At 34.1% G+C, this 20,678-nt stretch carries 16 protein-coding genes; 3 read left to right on the top strand and 13 right to left on the bottom strand.

All coding sequences use genetic code 11. From position 1 onward, the window contains the following. Window positions 1-71: 71 nt before the first annotated feature. The 13 genes from rsgA to AAYQ19_RS18845 all read right to left on the bottom strand — a co-directional run bounded on the left by rsgA (window position 72) and on the right by AAYQ19_RS18845 (window position 18,822). The gene (gene rsgA, locus AAYQ19_RS18905) at window positions 72-1,049 is read right to left on the bottom strand and encodes a ribosome small subunit-dependent GTPase A (protein ID WP_343538445.1); all 978 of its coding nucleotides are present in this window, start codon (window positions 1,047-1,049) and stop codon (window positions 72-74) included. A 143-nt stretch (window positions 1,050-1,192) separates the two neighbouring features. Continuing rightward, entirely contained in the window at window positions 1,193-4,546 is a 3,354-nt protein-coding gene (locus AAYQ19_RS18900) for a DUF2135 domain-containing protein (protein WP_343538444.1), read from the bottom strand. A 317-nt stretch (window positions 4,547-4,863) separates the two neighbouring features. Continuing rightward, complete coding sequence (locus AAYQ19_RS18895) at window positions 4,864-5,946, bottom strand: chorismate mutase (protein WP_343538443.1); 1,083 nt, start codon at window positions 5,944-5,946, stop codon at window positions 4,864-4,866. Window positions 5,947-5,958: 12 nt separating this feature from the next. After that, window positions 5,959-6,816 carry a prephenate dehydrogenase gene (locus tag AAYQ19_RS18890; protein WP_343538442.1) on the bottom strand — a complete coding sequence of 286 codons (858 nt, stop codon included), beginning with the start codon at window positions 6,814-6,816 and terminating at the stop codon, window positions 5,959-5,961. Window positions 6,817-6,861: 45 nt separating this feature from the next. Then, complete coding sequence (locus AAYQ19_RS18885) at window positions 6,862-8,007, bottom strand: pyridoxal phosphate-dependent aminotransferase (protein ID WP_343538441.1); 1,146 nt, start codon at window positions 8,005-8,007, stop codon at window positions 6,862-6,864. A 93-nt stretch (window positions 8,008-8,100) separates the two neighbouring features. Beyond that, entirely contained in the window at window positions 8,101-8,928 is an 828-nt protein-coding gene (locus tag AAYQ19_RS18880) for a prephenate dehydratase (protein ID WP_343538439.1), read from the bottom strand. A gap of 580 nt (window positions 8,929-9,508) precedes the next feature. Beyond that, on the bottom strand, window positions 9,509-10,672 hold the full coding sequence (locus AAYQ19_RS18875) for a DUF1501 domain-containing protein (RefSeq protein WP_343538438.1): 1,164 nt from the start codon (window positions 10,670-10,672) through the stop codon (window positions 9,509-9,511). A 13-nt stretch (window positions 10,673-10,685) separates the two neighbouring features. Then, the gene (locus tag AAYQ19_RS18870; protein ID WP_343538436.1) at window positions 10,686-12,083 is read right to left on the bottom strand and encodes a DUF1800 domain-containing protein; all 1,398 of its coding nucleotides are present in this window, start codon (window positions 12,081-12,083) and stop codon (window positions 10,686-10,688) included. A 313-nt stretch (window positions 12,084-12,396) separates the two neighbouring features. After that, window positions 12,397-13,320: an AbiTii domain-containing protein gene (locus AAYQ19_RS18865; RefSeq protein WP_343538434.1), complete on the bottom strand. Its 924-nt coding sequence runs from the start codon at window positions 13,318-13,320 to the stop codon at window positions 12,397-12,399. Between the two features lie 88 nt (window positions 13,321-13,408). Beyond that, on the bottom strand, window positions 13,409-15,799 hold the full coding sequence (locus AAYQ19_RS18860) for a ribonucleoside-diphosphate reductase subunit alpha (RefSeq protein ID WP_343538432.1): 2,391 nt from the start codon (window positions 15,797-15,799) through the stop codon (window positions 13,409-13,411). Window positions 15,800-16,064: 265 nt separating this feature from the next. After that, on the bottom strand, window positions 16,065-17,042 hold the full coding sequence (locus tag AAYQ19_RS18855) for a ribonucleotide-diphosphate reductase subunit beta (RefSeq protein ID WP_343538431.1): 978 nt from the start codon (window positions 17,040-17,042) through the stop codon (window positions 16,065-16,067). Window positions 17,043-17,378: 336 nt separating this feature from the next. Next, window positions 17,379-17,948, bottom strand: coding sequence for a DUF3109 family protein (locus tag AAYQ19_RS18850; protein ID WP_026728413.1), 570 nt, complete (start codon window positions 17,946-17,948; stop codon window positions 17,379-17,381). Between the two features lie 88 nt (window positions 17,949-18,036). Then, window positions 18,037-18,822 carry a hypothetical protein gene (locus tag AAYQ19_RS18845; RefSeq protein WP_343538430.1) on the bottom strand — a complete coding sequence of 262 codons (786 nt, stop codon included), beginning with the start codon at window positions 18,820-18,822 and terminating at the stop codon, window positions 18,037-18,039. Window positions 18,823-19,116: 294 nt separating this feature from the next. Here AAYQ19_RS18845 and AAYQ19_RS18840 point away from each other — a divergent pair, with 294 nt between their 5' ends. The 3 genes from AAYQ19_RS18840 to AAYQ19_RS18830 all read left to right on the top strand — a co-directional run bounded on the left by AAYQ19_RS18840 (window position 19,117) and on the right by AAYQ19_RS18830 (window position 20,607). Next, window positions 19,117-19,695 carry a MarC family protein gene (locus AAYQ19_RS18840; protein WP_320568975.1) on the top strand — a complete coding sequence of 193 codons (579 nt, stop codon included), beginning with the start codon at window positions 19,117-19,119 and terminating at the stop codon, window positions 19,693-19,695. 100 nt (window positions 19,696-19,795) lie between these two features. Continuing rightward, window positions 19,796-19,999, top strand: a complete 204-nt coding sequence (locus AAYQ19_RS18835; protein ID WP_132987565.1) for a hypothetical protein — start codon at window positions 19,796-19,798, stop codon at window positions 19,997-19,999. Between the two features lie 2 nt (window positions 20,000-20,001). After that, window positions 20,002-20,607: an FAD-dependent oxidoreductase gene (locus AAYQ19_RS18830; RefSeq protein WP_343538428.1), complete on the top strand. Its 606-nt coding sequence runs from the start codon at window positions 20,002-20,004 to the stop codon at window positions 20,605-20,607. Window positions 20,608-20,678: the final 71 nt, after the last annotated feature.

The following is a 20,678-nucleotide window of genomic DNA, read 5'->3' as shown; positions in this document are numbered from 1 at the left end:
GTGCATCTCTACAATCTAAACGTTGCGTTAATCAATTGGAATTTGGAATTTAGAAAATTGGAATTTAATTTTTATTTTCTTGTTTCATCACTCGCGGCGCGATCTTCACCGTACATATCCGTACGATAATGTTCTTCGTCACCTTCAAGGATTTTTAAATAACTGTTGTAACGTGACCAAGCGATTTCATCTTTTTCAAGAGCTGCTTTTATGGCGCAATGTGGTTCTTCCTTATGTAAACAATTGTTAAACTTGCATTGATCTTTCAGTCTGAAGAATTCTGGAAAATAACCGCTGATTTCTGACGGCTCCATATCCACAATTCCGAAACCTTTGATTCCTGGCGTATCGATAATTCGCGCGTCAAATGACAAATCATACATTTCGGCAAAGGTAGTAGTATGCTGTCCTTGTTTGCTTTGTTCTGAAATTACCGAAGTTTTTAAATGGAGGCTCGGTTCCATAGCATTTACCAAAGTTGATTTTCCAACTCCAGAATGTCCTGAAAACATACTTACTTTACCAATCATCATTTCTTTCAGCTTGTCAACGCCTTTGTTTTCTGTGGATGAAATTCGGAGGCATTTATATCCAATTTCCTGATAAATATGTTGTAAGTAAAGCTGATCGTCTAAAGTCTGATCATTTAAAGTATCAATTTTATTAAAAATTAAAATCGCTTCAATTCCGTATGCTTCGGCAGTAACCAAAAAACGATCGATAAAACTTGTAGTCGTTGGCGGATTATCAATTGTCACCAATAAAAAAACCTGATCGATATTGGAAGCAATAATATGAATCTGCTTAGACAAATTAACCGACTTACGAACGATATAGTTTTTTCTTTCGTGGATATTATGAATCAGTCCCGTAACGGCATCTGAAGTTTTTTCTAATTCATAATCAACAATATCACCTACAGCAATTGGGTTGGTACTTTTTATACCTTTTATTCTGAATTTCCCTTTCATACGGCATTCGACAAAATCTCCATTTTCAGATTTTACGGTATACCAACTTCCTGTAGATTTATAAACGGTTCCTGTCATTCAAATTTTAGATTGAAGATTTTAGATTTCTGAATTTACTATTGAGAAATCTAAAAATTTTAAAAGGCAAAATTACGTTTTTTGAATTGAAGAACGCAATTTCACCTTTTAAATTTAAATCTAAGCTTAGGAAATTCGGAATCTTACCAAACAATTTCGGCTAAAACCTCATTTTCTTTCAATTTTCCTATTTGAATGGTTTTCAAAGTTCTTGACACTTTTCCTGCTTTGGTAGTATAAATTTCTATCATTACAGTTGCAGGACCATCTTCTGTCAATGCACTTTCGCCAAAGAAATTCGTTTCGATTTGATATTTTCCTTTTACTGCATTTCTGATCAAATATTGTTCTGGACCATAACCTTGCGTAAAATCTTTTGAAAATCTTCCGCCAATTTCAGTGTCGGTGTGGCTATAATAACACTCTTCACCCGTTGGTTCAATCACATGCAAATCTAAATCAACATCCATCAAATTCCAATTCATGATAATTCTGATATCTACAGGCATTTTTGCAAGATATTTTTTGTCTAGTTTACCTGTTTTCAAATTTGGATGTCCAGTGATCAAGCGGTTGATATCCATCAAAATAATATCTTCAACTCCTTCGTATTGTCCGCTCATTTCTCCGTAATAATTCACCTCAAGCGATTTTATCAATTCATCAAAAGCTTCTTGATATTTTCCTGCATCTTCAAGAGTCAATGCATAATCTCTTAAACTTTGTGGTTCATGTTCTCTCCATTTTACGACTTGTTTGGCTGTAAAAACGGCATCTTGATAATCTTTCCACTCACGCAAAGTATACGTAAGCGTTTTGTAAAGCTGATGATTTTCTAAACCTAAATCGGCAATATTACTCACAATTAGTAATGCCTTTTTCACGTCGCCTTGATTGTAGAAAAAGTGTGCCACATCAAAATAAAAACTTGGGTTTCTTTCATTTGCTTTTCGCAATTCAAAATACAAATCATATTGTTTTTCTTTTGGTGCCGATGCCAATGCTTTTAAATACAATCGATCTGGATTCCAACTTTTTGTTTGGACGATACTATTTGAAGATTTCTTTTTTGTTGTTATAATTATAACTCCATTTGCTGCCCTGCTTCCATAAGTAGCAATTCTTGCTGCATCTTTCAAAACTTCAGTTGATTCGATATCATCTGAATTTAAATCGGTTAATTCTCCCTCATAAAACTGACCATCAACGATTAACAAAGGCTTTCTCGAAACATTTGACAAATAACCTCTATTTAAATCTGTCACATTTTCATCAACTTGCACTCCGGGAACTTTACTTTCAAGTGCTTTTGAAATATCTCTTTGTGAAACACTTCCGACCGCACCAGTTACATCACTTCTCTTTTGAGTTCCATATCCTACAACAACGACTGCCTCTGATTGTTCACTTCCCACTTTTTTATCTTTTATATCAACAATTTTTGGAGGATCTATTGTAATTTCTTCCGCTTTTGCTACAACAGGAGTAACAAATTTGACTTGATCAGCTTTTGGTGCAGGTGGCGGTGCAGGAACGGTATTATCTTCTTCCACAATAGTTGCTGCATTACCTGCTCCAATAGGCTCATCAATTGTTAATGTGGCATCAGGATCTCCTTTTATCGTTTCACGTCCATAAGCTATTCCTGGTTGAACCTCATTCTTAGATTTATATTTAGATGCAATTTTTTGCCCTTTATATTTGATATCTTTTTTCCACCATCCATTTATGCTATTGAAATAACTGTCAATACTTTCCCAATTATTTTTTTGTTGCGCCAATGTTGCATCGTGCTCTTGTTTTTTAATTTGGTCGAACTGGGCACGCAATTCAGCTGGAGGTAAAATATCATACATAATATAATCGCGAACATTTTCCAACACAATCAACGAAGTGTTTTTGGTTACGATTCCGAATTTCTTTCCTAAAAGCTCAATTTCATCTGCATTTTTAGTGTATTGCAATTCCAAGTTGGCGATCTTTTTCTGCGCCCAAAGTTTCTCGACATTGATATCAGTTGTATTTTGAAGTGTTGCATCTAAGGTTATTTTTCGCTCTAAAACTGCCTCATTTCCATAACCAAAAAGCAATGTAATTTCATTTTTTGGATTCAAAGAAATTCCTGAAAAACTGAAATTTCCAGAAACTGAACTTCCTTCCATTGGAAATAAATCCGTCAACGTAAGATTTTCTTTTGTACCAAGAAATTTTAAACTTGTGTTGGTCAATTTATCCAAAGCCGTTTCAGCATTTGTCTGATTCAAATTGATGAAATTTCCGCCTGTTTTTGTTGACGAAAAATTCAGAAAAGCAAAATCAGCAGAAACAGAAGAGGTGATCGCGTAAATTGGCTTTTTTGTTTTTGGAAGAACATTGTCACTTAAAGAAGACAATCCGTCTGAAAAGAATAAATATTCATCCTGATTTTCGAAATTGATCTGTGAGAAGCGAGTGCCACCATCGTATCTTGTTTTTTCCAAAAGCACTTTTAATTCTGACCAATTTCCGTTTGAAATTACAAACTCTCTTTGTTTTTCAAAAGTGTAATTCAGAAAGTACAAAGTCACTTTTGTGTTTTTTATTTTTTGAAAATAAGCATCCAACAAATCCAATTCTTTTTTCAAATCACGGTTTTGACAGCTTAAGGAATTATCCCAAATCAAACCAATTGTAGCTGGAGTTTTCTTTGCCGCTTTTGCTCCTTCAACAAAAGTATTTCCGTAGAAATAGTATTGCCCACCCACATTCTGCATGACAATACCCGGAATATCTTGCTGAATCGGAATTTTAATACGTATTTTTTCAGCAGGTTGATAGTTATCTTTCTTTTCAGAAGCCTCAAAAGATTGATTCCATTTTGAGAAAACAATTTCTTTTTCAGATTCTCCACTTACGACTGGCTTCGCAGCAGCGCCCAAAACTGAAACGTTGATTTCGAATTTATCCAACTTCTTAGGATAACGGCTCAAAAGCTGATATACCAAATTATCTTTATCAGAGGCCGAAAGCTCTTCTTCATAACCAATGACAACAATTCGTTCGCCGTTTGGCATTAACGGATAAATTCTGGTTTTAAAATTATTTCCATCGACTTTTTCCAATAAACCTGGATCGACACGACGATGCTCAATAGCTTCGAAAACCTGTTTTCCTTTATTTTTGTTTACTGGAACAGCTTCTCGCAATTTCCCGTTGATGTCAATGGCATATCTTGAAACCGAAACATTTTCAGGCAATGGAAAAATAAGCTCTGCTTCCATCTGGCGAGTTCCCGAATTAAAAAAATGCATTTCAGCTGTCGTGTAAGCAATATTGCCCACAATTTTCACATTAACCTTTAACTGACTCATTCTGACTTTTTCAGCTTCCTCTCCTTTGACTGTCAATTCTGGACTTTGCGCAAAAGTTTTTGTTCCAAAAAACAACAAAAAGCAAAGAAATAAATTAATTCTTCTTTGAGAAATCGCTTGCATTTGCAAAAGCTGTTTCAGTTTCATGGCTTAGAAATTTAAAGTTATAATTGTATAGAGAACAAAAAAGGTTAAAAGGTTGGGAAGATAATTATTTTTTTATCAGTTTAATCTGCAAAATCCGTAGGCAATTGTTTTTTCTGATAGATTTTGCAGATTAACAGATTCATTTTCTATGTAAAACTTGCGTCAATTATTTCCAAAAAAAATCTCCACCACTTCTTACTTAAGTGATGGAGATTTTACAAAAAACAATCTAATGTAAATTATGCTATAAGAAAACTTAGAAACAAAGTTCAAAAGATTCCAAACTAACTTATATCATAATTATATTTTAAAGAAAATTATGCGTTGAAAATTTTCTCTTGGTGACCAATACTTTCTTGGTGAATTGCTTTGAACATTCTCAAAACGAATTCTTCAGTAAGACCTTTTTTCTCACCTTCCAAAATCATTTTTCCTAAGATTTCGTTCCAACGGTTGTTTTGAAGAATCGCAACGTTTGCATCTTTTTTCACTTGACCAATTTCGTCAGCCACTTTCATACGTTTTCCTAACAACTCTAATAAGTTAGCATCAAGAACGTCGATGTTAGCTCTTAGTTTTTTCATTTTTTGGCTGTACTCGTCTGTAGTATCATCCGTTTTTCTGATCGTCAAATCTTTAATGATTTGTTTCAAAGCATCTGGAGTTACTTGTTGCGCAGCATCAGACCAAGCATTGTCTGGATCAAAGTGCGTTTCAATGATCATACCATCGTAGTTCAAGTCTAAAGCCTCTTGAGTTACTTCGAAAATCATATTACGGTTTCCTGTAATGTGAGATGGATCGATGATTAATGGTAAATCAGGGAATTTATTTTGCAATTCGATAGCAATCTGCCACTCTGGAATATTTCTGTATTTTGTTTTTTCGTAAGTAGAGAAACCTCTGTGGATCACACCTAATTTCTCGATACCTGCCATGTGTAAACGCTCAACACCACCTAACCATAAAGCTAAATCTGGGTTTACAGGGTTTTTTACCAAAACAATTTTATCAGTTCCTTTTAATGTATCAGCAATTTCTTGAACTGCGAAAGGGTTTGCAGTTGTACGTGCTCCAACCCATAATACGTCGATATCGTGTTCTAAAGCTAGTTTACAGTGAGCCGCAGTTGCAACTTCAGTCCCCATTAATAAACCAGTTTCAGCTTTTGCTTTTTGTAACCATTTTAATCCAATTTCACCAACACCCTCAAATCCTCCTGGACGAGTTCTTGGTTTCCAGATTCCAGCTCTGAATACGCTAACTTTTGAATCTTTTAATTCGTGAGCGATTTTCAAAACTTGATCTTCAGTTTCTGCACTACAAGGTCCAGCTATCACAAGTGGGTGATTTAAATTGAAATCCTCTAACCACTTTCTCATTTCTTTTTTATTTTCCATCGTTTTTATAGTTTACTTTTTTATAGTTATTCCGTTTAATATTTCTCTAATTTTATTTACACTTTCCATTTCTTCAAAAATGGCGTTGTAATTGTCGTCTGCCAGCAAATCTCTAAACTGAGTCAGATTTGCAATATAACCTTCTAAGGTTTCCAGAACGTATTCTTTGTTTTGTTTAAAAATCGGTGTCCACATTGCTGGTGAACTTTTTGCCAAACGAACGGTGCTTTCAAATCCACTTCCCGCCATATCAAAAATATCCTGTTCGTCTTTTTCTTTAATCATTACTGTTTTTCCGAGCATAAACGAACTAATGTGCGATAAATGCGAAACGTAAGCAATGTGTTTGTCGTGTGAAACGGGATCCATATATCGAATTCTCATTCCGATTTCGCTGAAAAGCTGTAACGCTTTTTCTTGCAATTTGAAAGCGGTTTTTTCCACTTCACAAATAATGTTTGTTTTTCCGTTAAACAAACCTTTTATTGCTGCTGAAGGTCCAGAAAACTCTGTTCCTGCAATTGGATGCGTGGCAATAAAATTTCTTCTTTTCGGATGATTTGCCACTACATCACATATTGGCTTTTTAGTTGATCCTACTTCAAAGACAATCGTTTTGTCTCCAACGGCATCCAGAACTTTCGGCAAAACTGTCAGCGCAACATCTACCGGAACTGATACGATTACAAAATCTGCTTTTTGTAAATCTTCAAAGCTTCCTGCTTCGTCAATAACGCCTAAGTCAATTGCTTGCTGCAAATGCTGTTCGTTACTGTCAATTCCGAAAATAGTCGCATTCGGATGCTTTTCCTTGATGTCCAGCACCATCGAACCGCCTATTAATCCTATTCCTATTACGTATACTTTCATAATTTTTTAAAATTCCAAGTTTTGAAAAAGTCTTGCCTCTTGCTTCTAAAATCGATCAATCGCTTCTTGTACTTTTTCTTCTTTTACACACAATGAGAATCTGATATAACCTTCTCCATTGCTTCCAAAAATGGTTCCCGGTGTAATGAAAATATGTTTCTCATATAATATTTCGTCAATGAACTTCTCTGCTGATGCTATTCCTTCTGGAAGTTTGGCCCAGACAAAAAGCCCAACTCCTTCTTTATATACTTTGCAGTTTAATTTTTCTGCTAGTTTTTCAGTCAATTCTCTACGGCGTTTGTAAATTTTGTTTTGATCTTCAAACCAAGATTTATCACATTTTAAAGCTGCAATTGCTCCTTTCTGAATTCCGTAGAACATCCCGCTGTCCATATTGCTTTTTACTTTTAGAACCGCATCGATAATTTCAGGATTTCCTAAAACCATACCGACTCTCCAGCCTGCCATGTTGAATGTTTTACTTAAAGAGTTTAATTCTAAAGCCACATCTTTCGCACCTTCAACTTGCAATAAACTCATCGGATTATCATTCAAAACAAAACTATACGGATTATCATTGATCAATAATATGTTGTGTTTTTTAGCAAAAGCAACCAATTTTTCAAATAACGCTAAACTTCCTCTAGCTCCTGTTGGCATGTGCGGATATCCCAGCCACATTAATTTTACTTTCGAAAGATCTAATTTTTCTAAAGCTTCGAAGTCTGGTTCCCATGCATTTTCTTCTTTCAAATCATAATAAACCGGAACTGCTTCTACCAAATTGGTTACCGAAGTATAAGTTGGATAACCTGGATTCGGAATTAAAACGTGATCGCCTGGATTTAAAAATGCAAGCGAAATATGCATTATTCCTTCTTTTGAACCCATAAGAGGTAAAATCTCATTATTTGGATTCACTTCAACACCAAACTGATTTTGATAAAAATCTGCCATTGCCTGCCTCATTTCTGGTAATCCCTGATAACTCTGATAACCATGCCCATTCTCGTCCTGAATTGCTGAAGCTACTGCCTCAATTACTGCTTTCGACGGACTCAAATCAGGGCTTCCAATTCCCATATTGATGATCGATTTTCCTTCAGACATCAGTTGTCTCACTTCTCTTAGTTTTGATGAGAAGTAGTATTCTTCAACTGTGTCTAATCGTTTTGCTGTTGTAATCATTTTTTATTTGCTTTTAATTTTTTGCTTAAGGCTTTAGGCCATAAGCTTTAAGCTTTCTAACTTATAACTCTTAACTTATAATTTATAACTCCTTTAAGGTTTTGTGTTTTTATATTCTCCCAACACTTTAAAATATTCAGCCATTATGGTTAATAATGCTTTTGCTTTTGCAAAATCTTCGTATTTCTCAAATGTTACGTCTACGAAGAAGGAATATTTCCAAGGTGTTTCTATTTTTGGAAGCGACTGGATTTTTGTCAAATTCAGTTTGCAGTCGCTCATTACATTCAAAACTGCTGCTAAGCTTCCTCTTTTATGATCTAATTCAAATTTGACAGAAGCTCTGTTGATTTCGCTTTCTGGCAAAAATGAATTTTGCTTTTTGATGATTACGAAACGTGTCATATTATTTTTGATCGTTTGAATCGATGATACAATAATATCAAGATCGTACATTTCAGCTGCTGTTTCACTTGCAATTGCAGCAATTCCGGTTAATTGTTTTTCCTGAATTCTTCTTGCTGTTTCTGCTGTATCTTTATCCTCAACCAATTTGATATTTGGATATTGTTTCAAGAAATCCATACACTGCAAAAGTGCCATTGGGTGCGAATGAACTTCTCTAATATCTTCTATTTTCTGACCTTTTAAAGCCATTAAATTCTGCTGGATATTTAAATAATGCTCTCCAATAATGTGCAAATTATTCTTGTCGATCAAGGCATAATTTGGAATAATCGGACCTGCAATTGAATTTTCGATCGCCATTACAGCTTGATCAGATTTTCCGGCAATAAGGCTGTCGATCAATTCTTCAAAAGATAAGCATTCATCAATATCCACATTTTCAGAGAAATACTCCTTCACAACCTGATGATGAAATGATCCTTTAATACCTTGTATTGCAATTTTCGTTGTCATATAGTCAAAAAAAAATCCTGATTTGCATCAGGATTGTATATTAGTTTTATTTGTCTCAAATTTTATCTCAAATAACCATAGCACAATCCTGACTTCTACTAAAGAAGAAATAAAAATTGTTGCTAAAATAAAAACGGTTAGATGCCATTTTGTTTGTGTTATTATTTAAATTCTCTGCGAATGTATAAATTATTTTTAGTGCGCCAAAAAAAAGATTGCATTTTATGAAACAAAAAAGGATTTCTTAACAAATTTAGCAGGTTTTGTATGATAATATAAAAAAATCGGCTTAAAATGAGAATATTGAATTGAGGTTCTAAGGTTCTGAGATGCTAAGGGACTGAGTTTTTTTTGCCACGACCCGAGCGATAGCGAACAGGCGAAGCAATTCACGAATTAATGCAAATCTTTGTGGTTATTTAATTCAAATTTCACAAATAATACTCCACTAACTTGTCATTCCGACGAAGGAGGAATCTCCGCAAGTAGCTCGACAAAGATTGGTTATATACTTTATGGAATTACTTTGCTGAGATTCCTCCTTCGTCGGAATGACAAAAATGGGATGACTTTCTTATTCCTAAAACAATCCAGAAACTGGTTTATTTGTAATACCTATTTCAGAATAATCAAAATCCATTTTTTGTTTTAATAATGAGGCGTACACACTTCTAAAATCTATTTCGTATTTTAAATCTCCGTTGTCTAAGTCGGCTAAGTTTGGATTTTTTCCTAAAACAGTTCCTTTATTATTTCCTCCGATTATAAACATTGGCGCAGCAGTTCCGTGATCGGTTCCGTTTCCGTTGTCTTTTACTCGTCGTCCAAATTCTGAGAAAACTACTATTGTAACGTTTTGAAGTAATTGCGCTTGTTTTAAATCGCTGTAAAAACTATAAAGCGCATCATTTAAATCTGCTAATTTTCTTTCTTGAATTGTAAGCTGATTATCGTGCGTGTCGAATCCGCCCAGAGAAGTGTAATAAACTTTTGAATTTAGATTTCCTTTTATCAATCTTGAAATCCATTCTAAATTTTTAGACAATTCTGTTTTTGGATAAGTGATTTCATTTTTTGATTTGGCCAATGCTTTCTGAATTTCATCGGAACCTTCGGTAACCGAATTGGCAATTTTTCGAACAAAATCTAAATGCGGATTCTGAGACAAAGTCACATTCTCTTCTTTCGATTTTACTTTAAATCGGTTTGGATCTTTTATGGTGATAAAATTTGGTTCTATTCCTTTTAAAGCCAAATTATCAATCGAATCTAAATTGATTCCGGCTGTCGCCTGATGTCCGTTGCATTGCAAATCCAAGAATCTTCCGAGCCAGCCTTCGTTAATATATTTATTAGAATCGGTTGCGGTTTGCCAAATTTCCTGACTTCTAAAATGCGAGCGAATTGGTTCTGGATAACCGACATTCTGAATCACAGTCAAATCTCCGTTTTGTTGCATTTGGGCAAAATCTTTTAAAGAAGGATGAAATGCCATTCCTTTATTTTTCCCAATAACAGCATCTTTATTTAAAGCAATTTTAGTCCGAAAATCATAATACAACGGATCATCATACGGAATAAAAGTATTCAAACCGTCGTTTCCGCCATTCAATTGAACAAAAACGATGCATTGTTCGCCAACAACTAAATTCGTTTGCGAACCAAAAGCATGTAAAAAATCAGGCAATACAAGCATTCCGCCTGTAAAAGTTCCTGTCAATGTTAGAAAACTTCTTCTGTTCATGATTTCTTATTTTCTAAATTAATTGATATTCGGGCAATTTTGTAATGTAATTAAACAATCGAATTACAGCGAAATTTGCATGTTCTTCTTTTGGATCAAAATCGTATTTCAGCAAATTTTCCATATCTTTTTGCATCGACTCGTTTACGTCAAATAATAATCGGTTTGACAATTCAGCAATGATTGTTTTATTGTTTCCATTGGAGTCAAAATCAATTTTCACATCGATTTTTTCAAATTCGGTTTTTGGCTTCTCCTCTTCTCCAGTCATGTTATTAAAAACTTTTCTTGAAATACTTCTTCCGCTACAAAGCAAATCAGACGTATTATTTCGCTGTAAATAAATTTGAGAAGTCAGCCAAGAATTTCCGCCGTCCCAACCTTTCACATTTACCTGATTGTACAAATCCATTCCTTGTTGACGCAGGAAAAGTGCGATCATCGCATCATCAAAATCTTTCACCTCCAATTCATCAATCAACTGAATGATATAGACCAACGGATCTTTGATTTTGTTTCCCGAATTCTCTTTTTTATATTCTTCAGTAAAAATCTTCGTCAGCAAAGGTTGGATTTCGAAGTTTTTCTTTCGGAAATAATCTCCATAATAAACCACCAAATCTTCTGGCGGATTATCATAAATAAACCATTTCAGAATTTTTCTAGTAATGAGATAAGGCATATTTTTCTGTTCAAAAATAATATCTACCAAATCATCTGCCTTCCAGTTTCCAGTTTTCCCAAAATAGGTTTTATCGCTGTTGTCTTCTGGCATTTTTCTGTACGCACCGCCATCATCGCCATAATTTAAACCCGCCAGTGCTTTTGCTCCATTTTTGATGTCGCTTTCGGTATAATTTCCAATCCCGATGGTGAATAATTCCAGCAATTCCCGACTTAGATTCTCGTTGTACTTTCCTTTTTTATTATCGACATTGTCCAAATACTTTATCATCGCATTTGATTTTACGATTTGCTTTGTCAACTCTTTGAAGTTTCCAAAAGCATTTTCGCGCAAAATCATATTATGCTGATAAATCCAATAATTTACTTTTACTTTTTGAGAAGTCGATACGAAGTGATTATGCCAAAAACAAACCATGTTTTCCCGAAGCGGAAATTCATCTGTTCGCATTTTATTAATCCACCATCTTCTTAATTCAATGGCTGAATAAACTTCTTTTTTGAGAATCTTCTTTTTGGCATCAGAATCAGCATCTTTTATAGTTTGCTTAAATTCTTTTAATTCAAGAAGCGTTTTGGGATCATCGTTTAAAAAAGCAGGAAGTTGCTTGTCGAATTTTGAATCATAGGAATGCTTTAGAAATTTCTCTAATCCTAGTTTTTCAATTTTATCGGATTCTTTTCCAGAAAAACCCAATCGCAGTGACCAAAGATTGCTTTTTTTCATAATTCAGAAATTATTACAATAAGACTTTTGCTTTCGAAAAAGGTTTAATCGAAAGGCATTGATTCTTAGTTATTAAAGAGACTAAGTTTTAAAATCTTTGGTAGTTATTTAAACGGAGAAATTTTGGGGATATTGTTTGCAAAATTAAACAATCATACTCAAATATAGCCCACGATTTCAATCGTAGAAAACGTATGATGCTCCTTTTTGCGTTCCCACGGTTGAAACCATGGGCTATGTTTAAATTCAATGTCATTAAAAACCCAAAAAAGCAGTTATCAAAATGACAACTGCTTTTTCTATACGGAGTTCTCTACATACCATAATAAGCTTTTACTACTTCTGTAATTAAATTTCCCGCTACAGCTAATGCAATATTCCAAGAACCATCGAGAGATTTTCCTAACATTTTTTGAGTCCAAGTATTTACTTTCCCTCCAAACGTTTGATTAACAAAATCCGGCTCTTCTTCATCTATTATTTCCACAAGCTCAGCAATATCTTCTTCTTTAATCCCACCTTCTTTCAGACGTGCTGAAAGCTCATCCTTACTGCCTTTTGTAATATTAATTTTTGCTGTAATTTTTGCTTTTTCACCGGTATTTAAAACATTACCATCTCCTGTATTATTTATAATTGTTTGATTCATAATTGTTGTAATTTCTTCTTTTTTAGTTTTCAACTCCTCTATCTCTGTAATATTCCCAAACTCTGAATCAATTTTCAACATAAAATCTAATAAGTTATTCCTAACACATGCAAGAATTCCTAAAATTACATTCCCCGAAACCCATCTTTTACAATTGATCAATCGTAAATAAGGATTTCCCATATTAATCCAGTTTTCTTCAATATAACCAGTTACTTCAGCAGGAAAAACATACTCTAGTTTCCCTCTTCCATCATCTCTCTTTAGATTTTCTAAACTTGAAACACTCTCAAAAAAATTCATATTAGTTAAACTATTTTGAAACTTTTCATCCAAACCATCTAATGGAACTGGCTGATTATTATACTTTTGATATCCTACAATATAAGTACCAGCTATACTTCCTTTAAACTTTCTGTAATCTGGCAAAACATCTGAATCCTCATATCCTTTTAGTTCATTGGTAACCCATTTCAAAAGTATTTCGTTTTGAAGTCTACTAGCTAAAACTTTAGTCTTTAAAAGTGGAGAACTTATTGATTTATCCGTATCAATTAATTCATTAATTATATCATTGATTAATTTCATAATACATTTATTGTAAAAAAAGCAGCTATCAAAACGATAACTGCTTTCTATATTAATTTAAAAATCTTAGATCTAAAATCTACAATTATTAAGACCCACACATTTCACAATCCTCTGGATCTGCTGCTTGTGCTTTTAACAACATTGCTTTATAATCTTCAACGCTGATTGATTCACTTTCTTGAACTAAAGATGGAGTTTCTTCTTTTTTATCGTTGTTTAATGTGAACTTAATCGCATCTACAGCTGCTTTTGTTCTTAAGTAATACATTCCTGTTTTTAAACCAGATTGCCAAGCGTAGAAGTGCATTGACGTCAGTTTAGAATAGTTTGCATCTTGCATGAACAAGTTCAACGATTGAGATTGGTCAATGAAGTAACCTCTTTGGCGAGACATATCAATAATATCTTTCATCGACATTTCCCAAACGGTTTTGTAAAGATCTTTTAAGTCTTGTGGAATAATGTCAATATTTTGAACAGATCCATTATGACGCATAATTTCTTGTTTCAATGACTCGTTCCATAAACCTAATTTCACTAAGTCCTCTAGTAAATGTTTGTTTACTACAATGAACTCTCCAGACAATACACGACGCGTGTAAATGTTTGAAGTATAAGGCTCGAAAGCTTCGTTGTTTCCAAGAATTTGAGAAGTTGAAGCAGTTGGCATCGGAGCAACTAATAATGAGTTACGAACTCCGTGCTCCATAACTTCTTTTCTTAAAGAAGCCCAGTCCCAACGGCCAGATAATTCCTCATCTTTCATTCCCCACATATTGTGTTGGAATTCCCCTTGTGACATTGGAGAACCTTCGAAAGTTGAATATGGTCCTTCTTCTTTTGCCATTTCCATAGAAGCGGTTACAGCAGCGAAGTATAATGTTTCGAAAATTTCTTGGTTTAACTTTTTAGCCTCATCACTTGTAAAAGGCATACGCAACATGATGAAAGCATCTGCTAAACCTTGTACTCCTAATCCAACTGGACGATGACGCATGTTAGAGTTTTCAGCTTCTTTAACTGGATAGTAGTTTCTGTCGATTACTTTGTTCAAGTTACGAGTTACACGTTTTGTAACATTGTAAAGCGCTTGGTGATCGAATTGTCCGTTTTCAATGAACATCGGCAATGAGATCGAAGCTAAGTTACAAACTGCAATTTCGTCTTTAGATGTAAACTCCATAATCTCTGTACACAAGTTAGAAGAACGAATTGTTCCTAAATTCTTGTGATTCGATTTACGGTTTGCTGCATCTTTGTATAACATATATGGAGTTCCAGTCTCGATTTGAGATTCTAGGATTTTCTCCCATAACTCACGAGCGCGGATCGTTTTTCTTCCTTTTCCTTGGAATTCGTAATCAGTATATAATGCTTCGAATTCATCTCCATAAACGTCATATAATCCTGGACATTCGTTTGGACACATTAAAGTCCAAGTTGAATCTTCCTGAACACGTTTCATGAATAAATCTGAAGTCCACATTGCGAAAAATAAATCTCTTGCACGCATTTCTTCTTTTCCTGTATTTTTCTTTAAATCCAAGAAATCAAAAATATCAGCATGCCAAGTTTCGATGTAAATCGCAAAACTTCCTTTACGTTTTCCACCACCTTGATCTACGTAACGAGCCGTATCGTTGAAAACTCTCAACATCGGAACAATTCCGTTTGAAGTTCCGTTTGTACCACGAATGTAAGATCCAGTCGCACGAACATTATGAATAGAAAGTCCGATTCCTCCCGCTGATTGCGAGATTTTTGCTGTTTGTTTTAATGTATCATAAATACCATCAATACTATCATCTTGCATTGCCAAAAGGAAACAAGAAGACATTTGAGGTTTTGGAGTTCCTGCATTGAACAACGTTGGCGTTGCATGCGTAAAGAACTTTTTAGACATTAAATCGTAAGTTTCAATAACTGATTTTAAATCGTCTAAGTGAATACCAACAGAAACACGCATTAACATGTGCTGCGGACGCTCAACGATTTTTCCGTTTATTTTAAGAAGATAAGAACGCTCTAATGTTTTGAAACCAAAGTAATCGTAATTAAAATCTCTTGTATAAATAATATGAGAATCTAAAAAAGCAGCATTTTCTTGAATTACTTTAAATACGTCATCAGCAATTAACGGCGCATCTTGTCCGTTTCTTGGATTTACGTAATTGTACATATCTTTCATCGTTTCAGAGAAAGATTTTTTAGTATTTGAATGTAGATTCGAAATTGCCACACGCGCTGCCAATTGAGCATAATCAGGATGCGCAATAGTCATAGAAGCCGCCGTTTCTGCTGCAAGATTATCTAGTTCAGAAGTAGAAACCCCATCATACAATCCCTCGATAACTCTCATGGCTACCTTTACTGGATCTACGAGCTCATTCAAGCCGTAACACAATTTTTTGATTCTTTCTGTAATCTTATCAAACATTACGGGCTCTCTGTGGCCATCTCTTTTTACTACATACATAAGCTTACTATTTAATAGTTATTGAAAAAATGAAAGTACCTAGAGAACGAACTCCAGCACTTAAACATTGCGTGTTTTAAAATTAATTTTAGAGAATTGTGAAATTCTCAATAGTTACCCGTTTCAAATTCGAAAATCGAACTTAAATACGTCAAAAATTGCTATTGAATCTGCGATTTGGGAAAGAGATTCAACCTTAAAATATTCTGTAATCTTTTTTTAGCACCTCTTGAAGAAGAGCAAACGCTAAAAGTATTTTTGTTGTCTAAAAATCTGCATCAAATGAAATTTTTTGAGCATCACTATCAGTGTTCATTACACCAGATTTTTGATACTCTGCAACACGTTTTTCAAAGAAATTAGTTTTTCCTTGAAGAGAAATCATGTCCATGAAATCAAACGGATTCGCTGATCCATACACACGCTCGCAACCTAATTCTACTAATAATCTATCAGCAACAAATTCTAAATATTGCGTCATTAAAGTTGCATTCATTCCAATTAAACTTACCGGAAGAGATTCTGTAACAAATTGTCTTTCGATATCTAAAGCATCAACAATGATTTCTTTAATTCTGTCTTTTGGAACTTTGTTTACTAAATGGTGATTATGCAAGTGAACTGCAAAATCACAATGTACGCCTTCGTCACGAGAAATCAGCTCATTAGAGAAAGTCAAACCTGGCATCAAACCACGTTTTTTCAACCAATAAATTGAACAGAATGCTCCTGAGAAAAAGATTCCTTCAACTGCAGCAAAAGCAATAAGTCTTTCAGCAAACGAATCAGACTCGATCCATTTTAAAGCCCATTCTCCTTTTTTAGCAATTGCAGGGAATACTTCCAAAGCATTAAACAATTCTGTTTTTTCTGCTTCGTCTTTAACGTAAGTATCAATTAATAAAGAATACGTTTCACTGTGAATGTTTTCCATCATGATCTGGAAACCATAGAAAAATTTAGCTTCAGCATATTGAACTTCGTTTACAAAGTTCTCAGCAAGGTTTTCATTCACGATTCCATCAGAAGCCGCAAAGAATGCTAAAATGTGCTTAATGAAATATCTTTCGTCATCATTAAGTCTATTATTCCAATCTGTCAAATCTTGGTGCAAATCGATTTCTTCAGCAGTCCAGAAACTAGCTTCCATTTTTTTATACCATTCCCAAATATCATGATGTTTGATAGGAAAAATAACGAAACGATTTTTATTTTCTTGTAAGATTGGCTCTATTTGCGACATGACAATTTTGTTTATTTTTTTACCGATTTTTTTGCTATTTCAGTAGACTACAAAGATTGTTAATTGTAGCCAAAAATGAAAGTCAAACTTATTCACAATTCGGTGTAGTTTTTAACAACGGACGAAAAATGAGATATTTTTCAGACAATATTTAATTTATTGCAAATGAACAAATTAAACCTCACAAACACCTTGTTAAAGCCCGTAGAATATAGACTTTTTAATATAAAAAGCAAGAAAATTTAAATAGTTTTAAAAAGTTTTTTTTGAGTTAAAACTTAATTTTTCTGAGTTAAAACAAGCCTTCGCAAAAAGGTATTTTATACACTTTATTTCTTACGAATTTTTAAGCTCCTCAGCTACTTTTTCTAACTCCAAATACCAATCTTCACCAAAGCGGCGAATCAAAGCTTCTTTGACAAATTTGTAAACCGGAACTTCTAATTCTTTACCCAACGAACAGGCATCATCACAAATATCCCATTTATCATAATTCACCGCAGCAAATTCTGTAAAGTCTTTTACACGGATTGGATATAAATGACAAGAAACTGGTTTTTTCCAGTCAACGATTCCTTGATTGTAAGCTTGCTCGATACCGCAAAGCGCAGTTTTTCCGTCAAAAATTACATAAGCGCAATCCTTATTGTCAATAAGCGGCGTTTCAAGATCGCCGTCGGTTCCTTTTACCCAAGTTCCTTGCGCTTCGATAGCAGCAATCCCTTCTTTTCTTAAAAAAGGCTTCACTTTCGGGTAAATTTCTTCCAAGATTTTAGTTTCAGCTTCATTCAAAGGCGCGCCAGCATCTCCATCGACGCAACAAGCCCCTTTGCAAGCTGATAAATTACAAACAAATTCTTTTTCGAGGATATCCTCTGATACTATGGTTTTTCCTAATTGAAACATTTTGCAAAGGTAACCAAAGATTCAGGAAATAAAAACCGCCAACACATATACTTTACTGAAACTCAAAAATTAACAGATTCAGTTCTTTTTACATAAACTTATAATCTGTTTTATTGAATGTATAAGCACTTTTCTCCAAACTTTTGCATTTCATCGTGGTTACTTTTCGGCTCTTCATATCTTTCATTGTCATATCCATCAGCAAAGTTCTTTCTTCAGGTTTAAAATAAGACGACAACTCTTCAGGCATTTTCCAGTTTTTTTGATTTTTGAACATATCTCCAAAACTCACTTTGGCCTCGCTGGTGTAATAACAAATAATGTCATACTGATCATTTGTCATTTGCACACCTTTGCAATTGTATCCTAAAAACGTTTTATTCGGTAATGTCTTAATGGTGAATTTCGACTTTTCGCCTTCTTTTTTAGCTATATCGGTATAGTCTGGCATTTTTGAAGCAGTGGCCATTTTTTCATTCCCATTTCCAAAACAAGTCACTGTAATATTATTTCCAGAATCCATAATCATCAACATGTTCTGCCCTTGCCCTTGCGCCATATTCATCGCAACATATGATTTGTTTGGCTCTAGAAAATATTCTGCATTCATGGGTTTCCCTTCATTTGCCGTAATTTCCATAATATATTTCCAACTAAATGCGTATGAATTTGGCACGACCGAAGGATCGACTTTATTTTTCCCAAAACCCATCATCGCACTTTCCATATTCACATTTTGCCCAGTTGCTTTATCAACACCAGCCTCATCCTTTTTTGAAAACTTCTCCATTGCTTTTTTCAAAATCTGAGCTTGCGAACTATTGAATGAAAACAACAGAACCAAGAACACTCCCACAAACCAAATCTTTTTCATCACCTCTTCATTTAAAATTAAACACAAATTTAATAATTGATTTTCAGTAAGTTACAATTTTTAACTTTTGATTTCTAAGTCCTTATTTCAAAACTAGAAGCAAAATAAATTAAGTTCAAAATTAAACGGCGCTTTTTTCTCCAAATTAGCAATCTAAACATCAAAATGTTATAAATATCACTTTTTAAACCATTAAAACATATTTTTATAACAAAAATACAGGGTAACGAAAAAACACCTAACTTTATTAACTACTTTTGCAGCAGTTTTTTAAACCCTAAAAATCAAAGCGATATGTTAGAAATTAATTTTAAAGAAATCATTACTGTTGGGATGGTACTTTTTGCCGTAATTGATATTGTTGGTTCAATTCCGATCATTGTGAATTTACGAGCAAAAGTCGGACATATTGACTCTGAAAAAGCTTCAATTGTCGCCGGAGCCATTATGATTGTTTTTCTTTTTGTTGGAGAAGGTTTGCTGAACTTAATCGGTATTGATGTTCATTCATTTGCTGTTGCCGGTTCATTCGTGTTATTTTTCCTTGCTTTGGAAATGATTTTAGGAATCCGAATTTATCGTGATGAAGAGCCTGGATCAGCTTCTATTGTTCCTTTAGCTTTTCCGCTAATTGCCGGAGCGGGAACTATGACTACATTATTGTCGCTGCGATCCCAATTTCATACCATTAATATTATTATAGCTATTCTATTGAATATCATCTTGGTTTACATTGTTTTAAAATCATCTAAGAAAATTGAAAATCTTTTGGGCGAAAACGGTCTTGGAGTAGTCCGCAAGACATTTGGAGTCATACTTTTAGCAATTGCTGTTAAATTATTCGCCGCTAATGTTAAAGGTTTGTTCGTCTAACATTTATTTTTATACTTTTACCCCATAAAATTTCTAAAAGCAAAACTTTAAGCCATTTTTTTAAGTTTTACTTTGATTATTTCGGACAAAAAACAACCATATGAAAATTTTCACTTCAATATTAGTGCTTTTGGCATTAGCTTTAATCGTTTTTAATATTACGCTATTAGACTTCAAAAACCCATTTCAGGGCGATAGTATGGTGGCTTTTATTGGAATAGCAGCTTCTTTCTGCGCCGTATTGATTCTTTTGATTTTTAGAATATCAAAAAGAATTGAAGAAAAAATGAATGAAAACAGATAAACATGTTTGATGTTCTTATTATTGGCGGAGGCGTATCAGGCATGTCTTGTGCTTTAGTCTTAGGTTCTGCAAAAAATAAAGCTTTTGTTACCGATAAAAAAATCGGAATTTTTACCCATCAAAAGAATTCTTCATTACAAGAAGCAATTTTCTACAATGCTTATGGCATAACTCCAGGCAAATTAGGTTCTGAACTACTTACAGAAAGCACTCAGGATTTGGCAACAACATACCCACACATTACTCAAATTCCGAATGAAAAAGTAATGAAAATCGAGGGTACTTATCCTGAATTTACTATTGTAACGAATAAAAACTCATACAAAACAAAAAATATCGTAGTTGGAATTGGTTCTGCCAATACTTTCGACATCGAAGGTTTAATGCAATTTGTTGAACCTCACAAAAAAGCGCTCCCAGAAAAACAGCGTATTCAATTAAAAAATGAAGACCACAAAGTTGCTGACGGCATTTATGTTACTGGAACTTTAGCGGGCTGGAGAAGCCAATTGGCTATTGCTGCCGGAAGTGGCGCTGCCGTTGCAACAGATATTCTTACTTTATGGAATAACGGCGTGCAAACTCATGCGCACGATAGTATTCGATAACAACTACCTAAAATATTAAACCATATAAGTTATATAAGTTCATATATGCTTTTGAGCATAAACTAAATGAA

The organism is Flavobacterium mesophilum (assembly GCF_039581405.1).
GTDB lineage: Bacteria > Bacteroidota > Bacteroidia > Flavobacteriales > Flavobacteriaceae > Flavobacterium.
Note: the sequence above shows the minus strand (reverse complement) of the source record. Positions and strands in the feature narration are given on the sequence as shown.

Bases quoted from the DNA above. Each gene is read 5' to 3' on its own strand.
- AAYQ19_RS18835 (WP_132987565.1), top strand. From the start codon at position 19,796: ATGAAAATTTTCACTTCAATATTAGTGCTTTTGGCATTAGCTTTAATC.
- rsgA (WP_343538445.1), bottom strand. From the start codon at position 1,049: ATGACAGGAACCGTTTATAAATCTACAGGAAGTTGGTATACCGTAAAA.
- AAYQ19_RS18875 (WP_343538438.1), bottom strand. From the start codon at position 10,672: ATGAACAGAAGAAGTTTTCTAACATTGACAGGAACTTTTACAGGCGGA.
- AAYQ19_RS18840 (WP_320568975.1), top strand. From the start codon at position 19,117: ATGTTAGAAATTAATTTTAAAGAAATCATTACTGTTGGGATGGTACTT.
- AAYQ19_RS18845 (WP_343538430.1), bottom strand. From the start codon at position 18,822: ATGAAAAAGATTTGGTTTGTGGGAGTGTTCTTGGTTCTGTTGTTTTCA.
- AAYQ19_RS18850 (WP_026728413.1), bottom strand. From the start codon at position 17,948: ATGTTTCAATTAGGAAAAACCATAGTATCAGAGGATATCCTCGAAAAA.
- AAYQ19_RS18890 (WP_343538442.1), bottom strand. From the start codon at position 6,816: ATGAAAGTATACGTAATAGGAATAGGATTAATAGGCGGTTCGATGGTG.
- AAYQ19_RS18895 (WP_343538443.1), bottom strand. From the start codon at position 5,946: ATGGAAAATAAAAAAGAAATGAGAAAGTGGTTAGAGGATTTCAATTTA.
- AAYQ19_RS18870 (WP_343538436.1), bottom strand. From the start codon at position 12,083: ATGAAAAAAAGCAATCTTTGGTCACTGCGATTGGGTTTTTCTGGAAAA.
- AAYQ19_RS18855 (WP_343538431.1), bottom strand. From the start codon at position 17,042: ATGTCGCAAATAGAGCCAATCTTACAAGAAAATAAAAATCGTTTCGTT.
- AAYQ19_RS18865 (WP_343538434.1), bottom strand. From the start codon at position 13,320: ATGAAATTAATCAATGATATAATTAATGAATTAATTGATACGGATAAA.
- AAYQ19_RS18885 (WP_343538441.1), bottom strand. From the start codon at position 8,007: ATGATTACAACAGCAAAACGATTAGACACAGTTGAAGAATACTACTTC.
- AAYQ19_RS18860 (WP_343538432.1), bottom strand. From the start codon at position 15,799: ATGTATGTAGTAAAAAGAGATGGCCACAGAGAGCCCGTAATGTTTGAT.
- AAYQ19_RS18880 (WP_343538439.1), bottom strand. From the start codon at position 8,928: ATGACAACGAAAATTGCAATACAAGGTATTAAAGGATCATTTCATCAT.
- AAYQ19_RS18830 (WP_343538428.1), top strand. From the start codon at position 20,002: ATGTTTGATGTTCTTATTATTGGCGGAGGCGTATCAGGCATGTCTTGT.
- AAYQ19_RS18900 (WP_343538444.1), bottom strand. From the start codon at position 4,546: ATGAAACTGAAACAGCTTTTGCAAATGCAAGCGATTTCTCAAAGAAGA.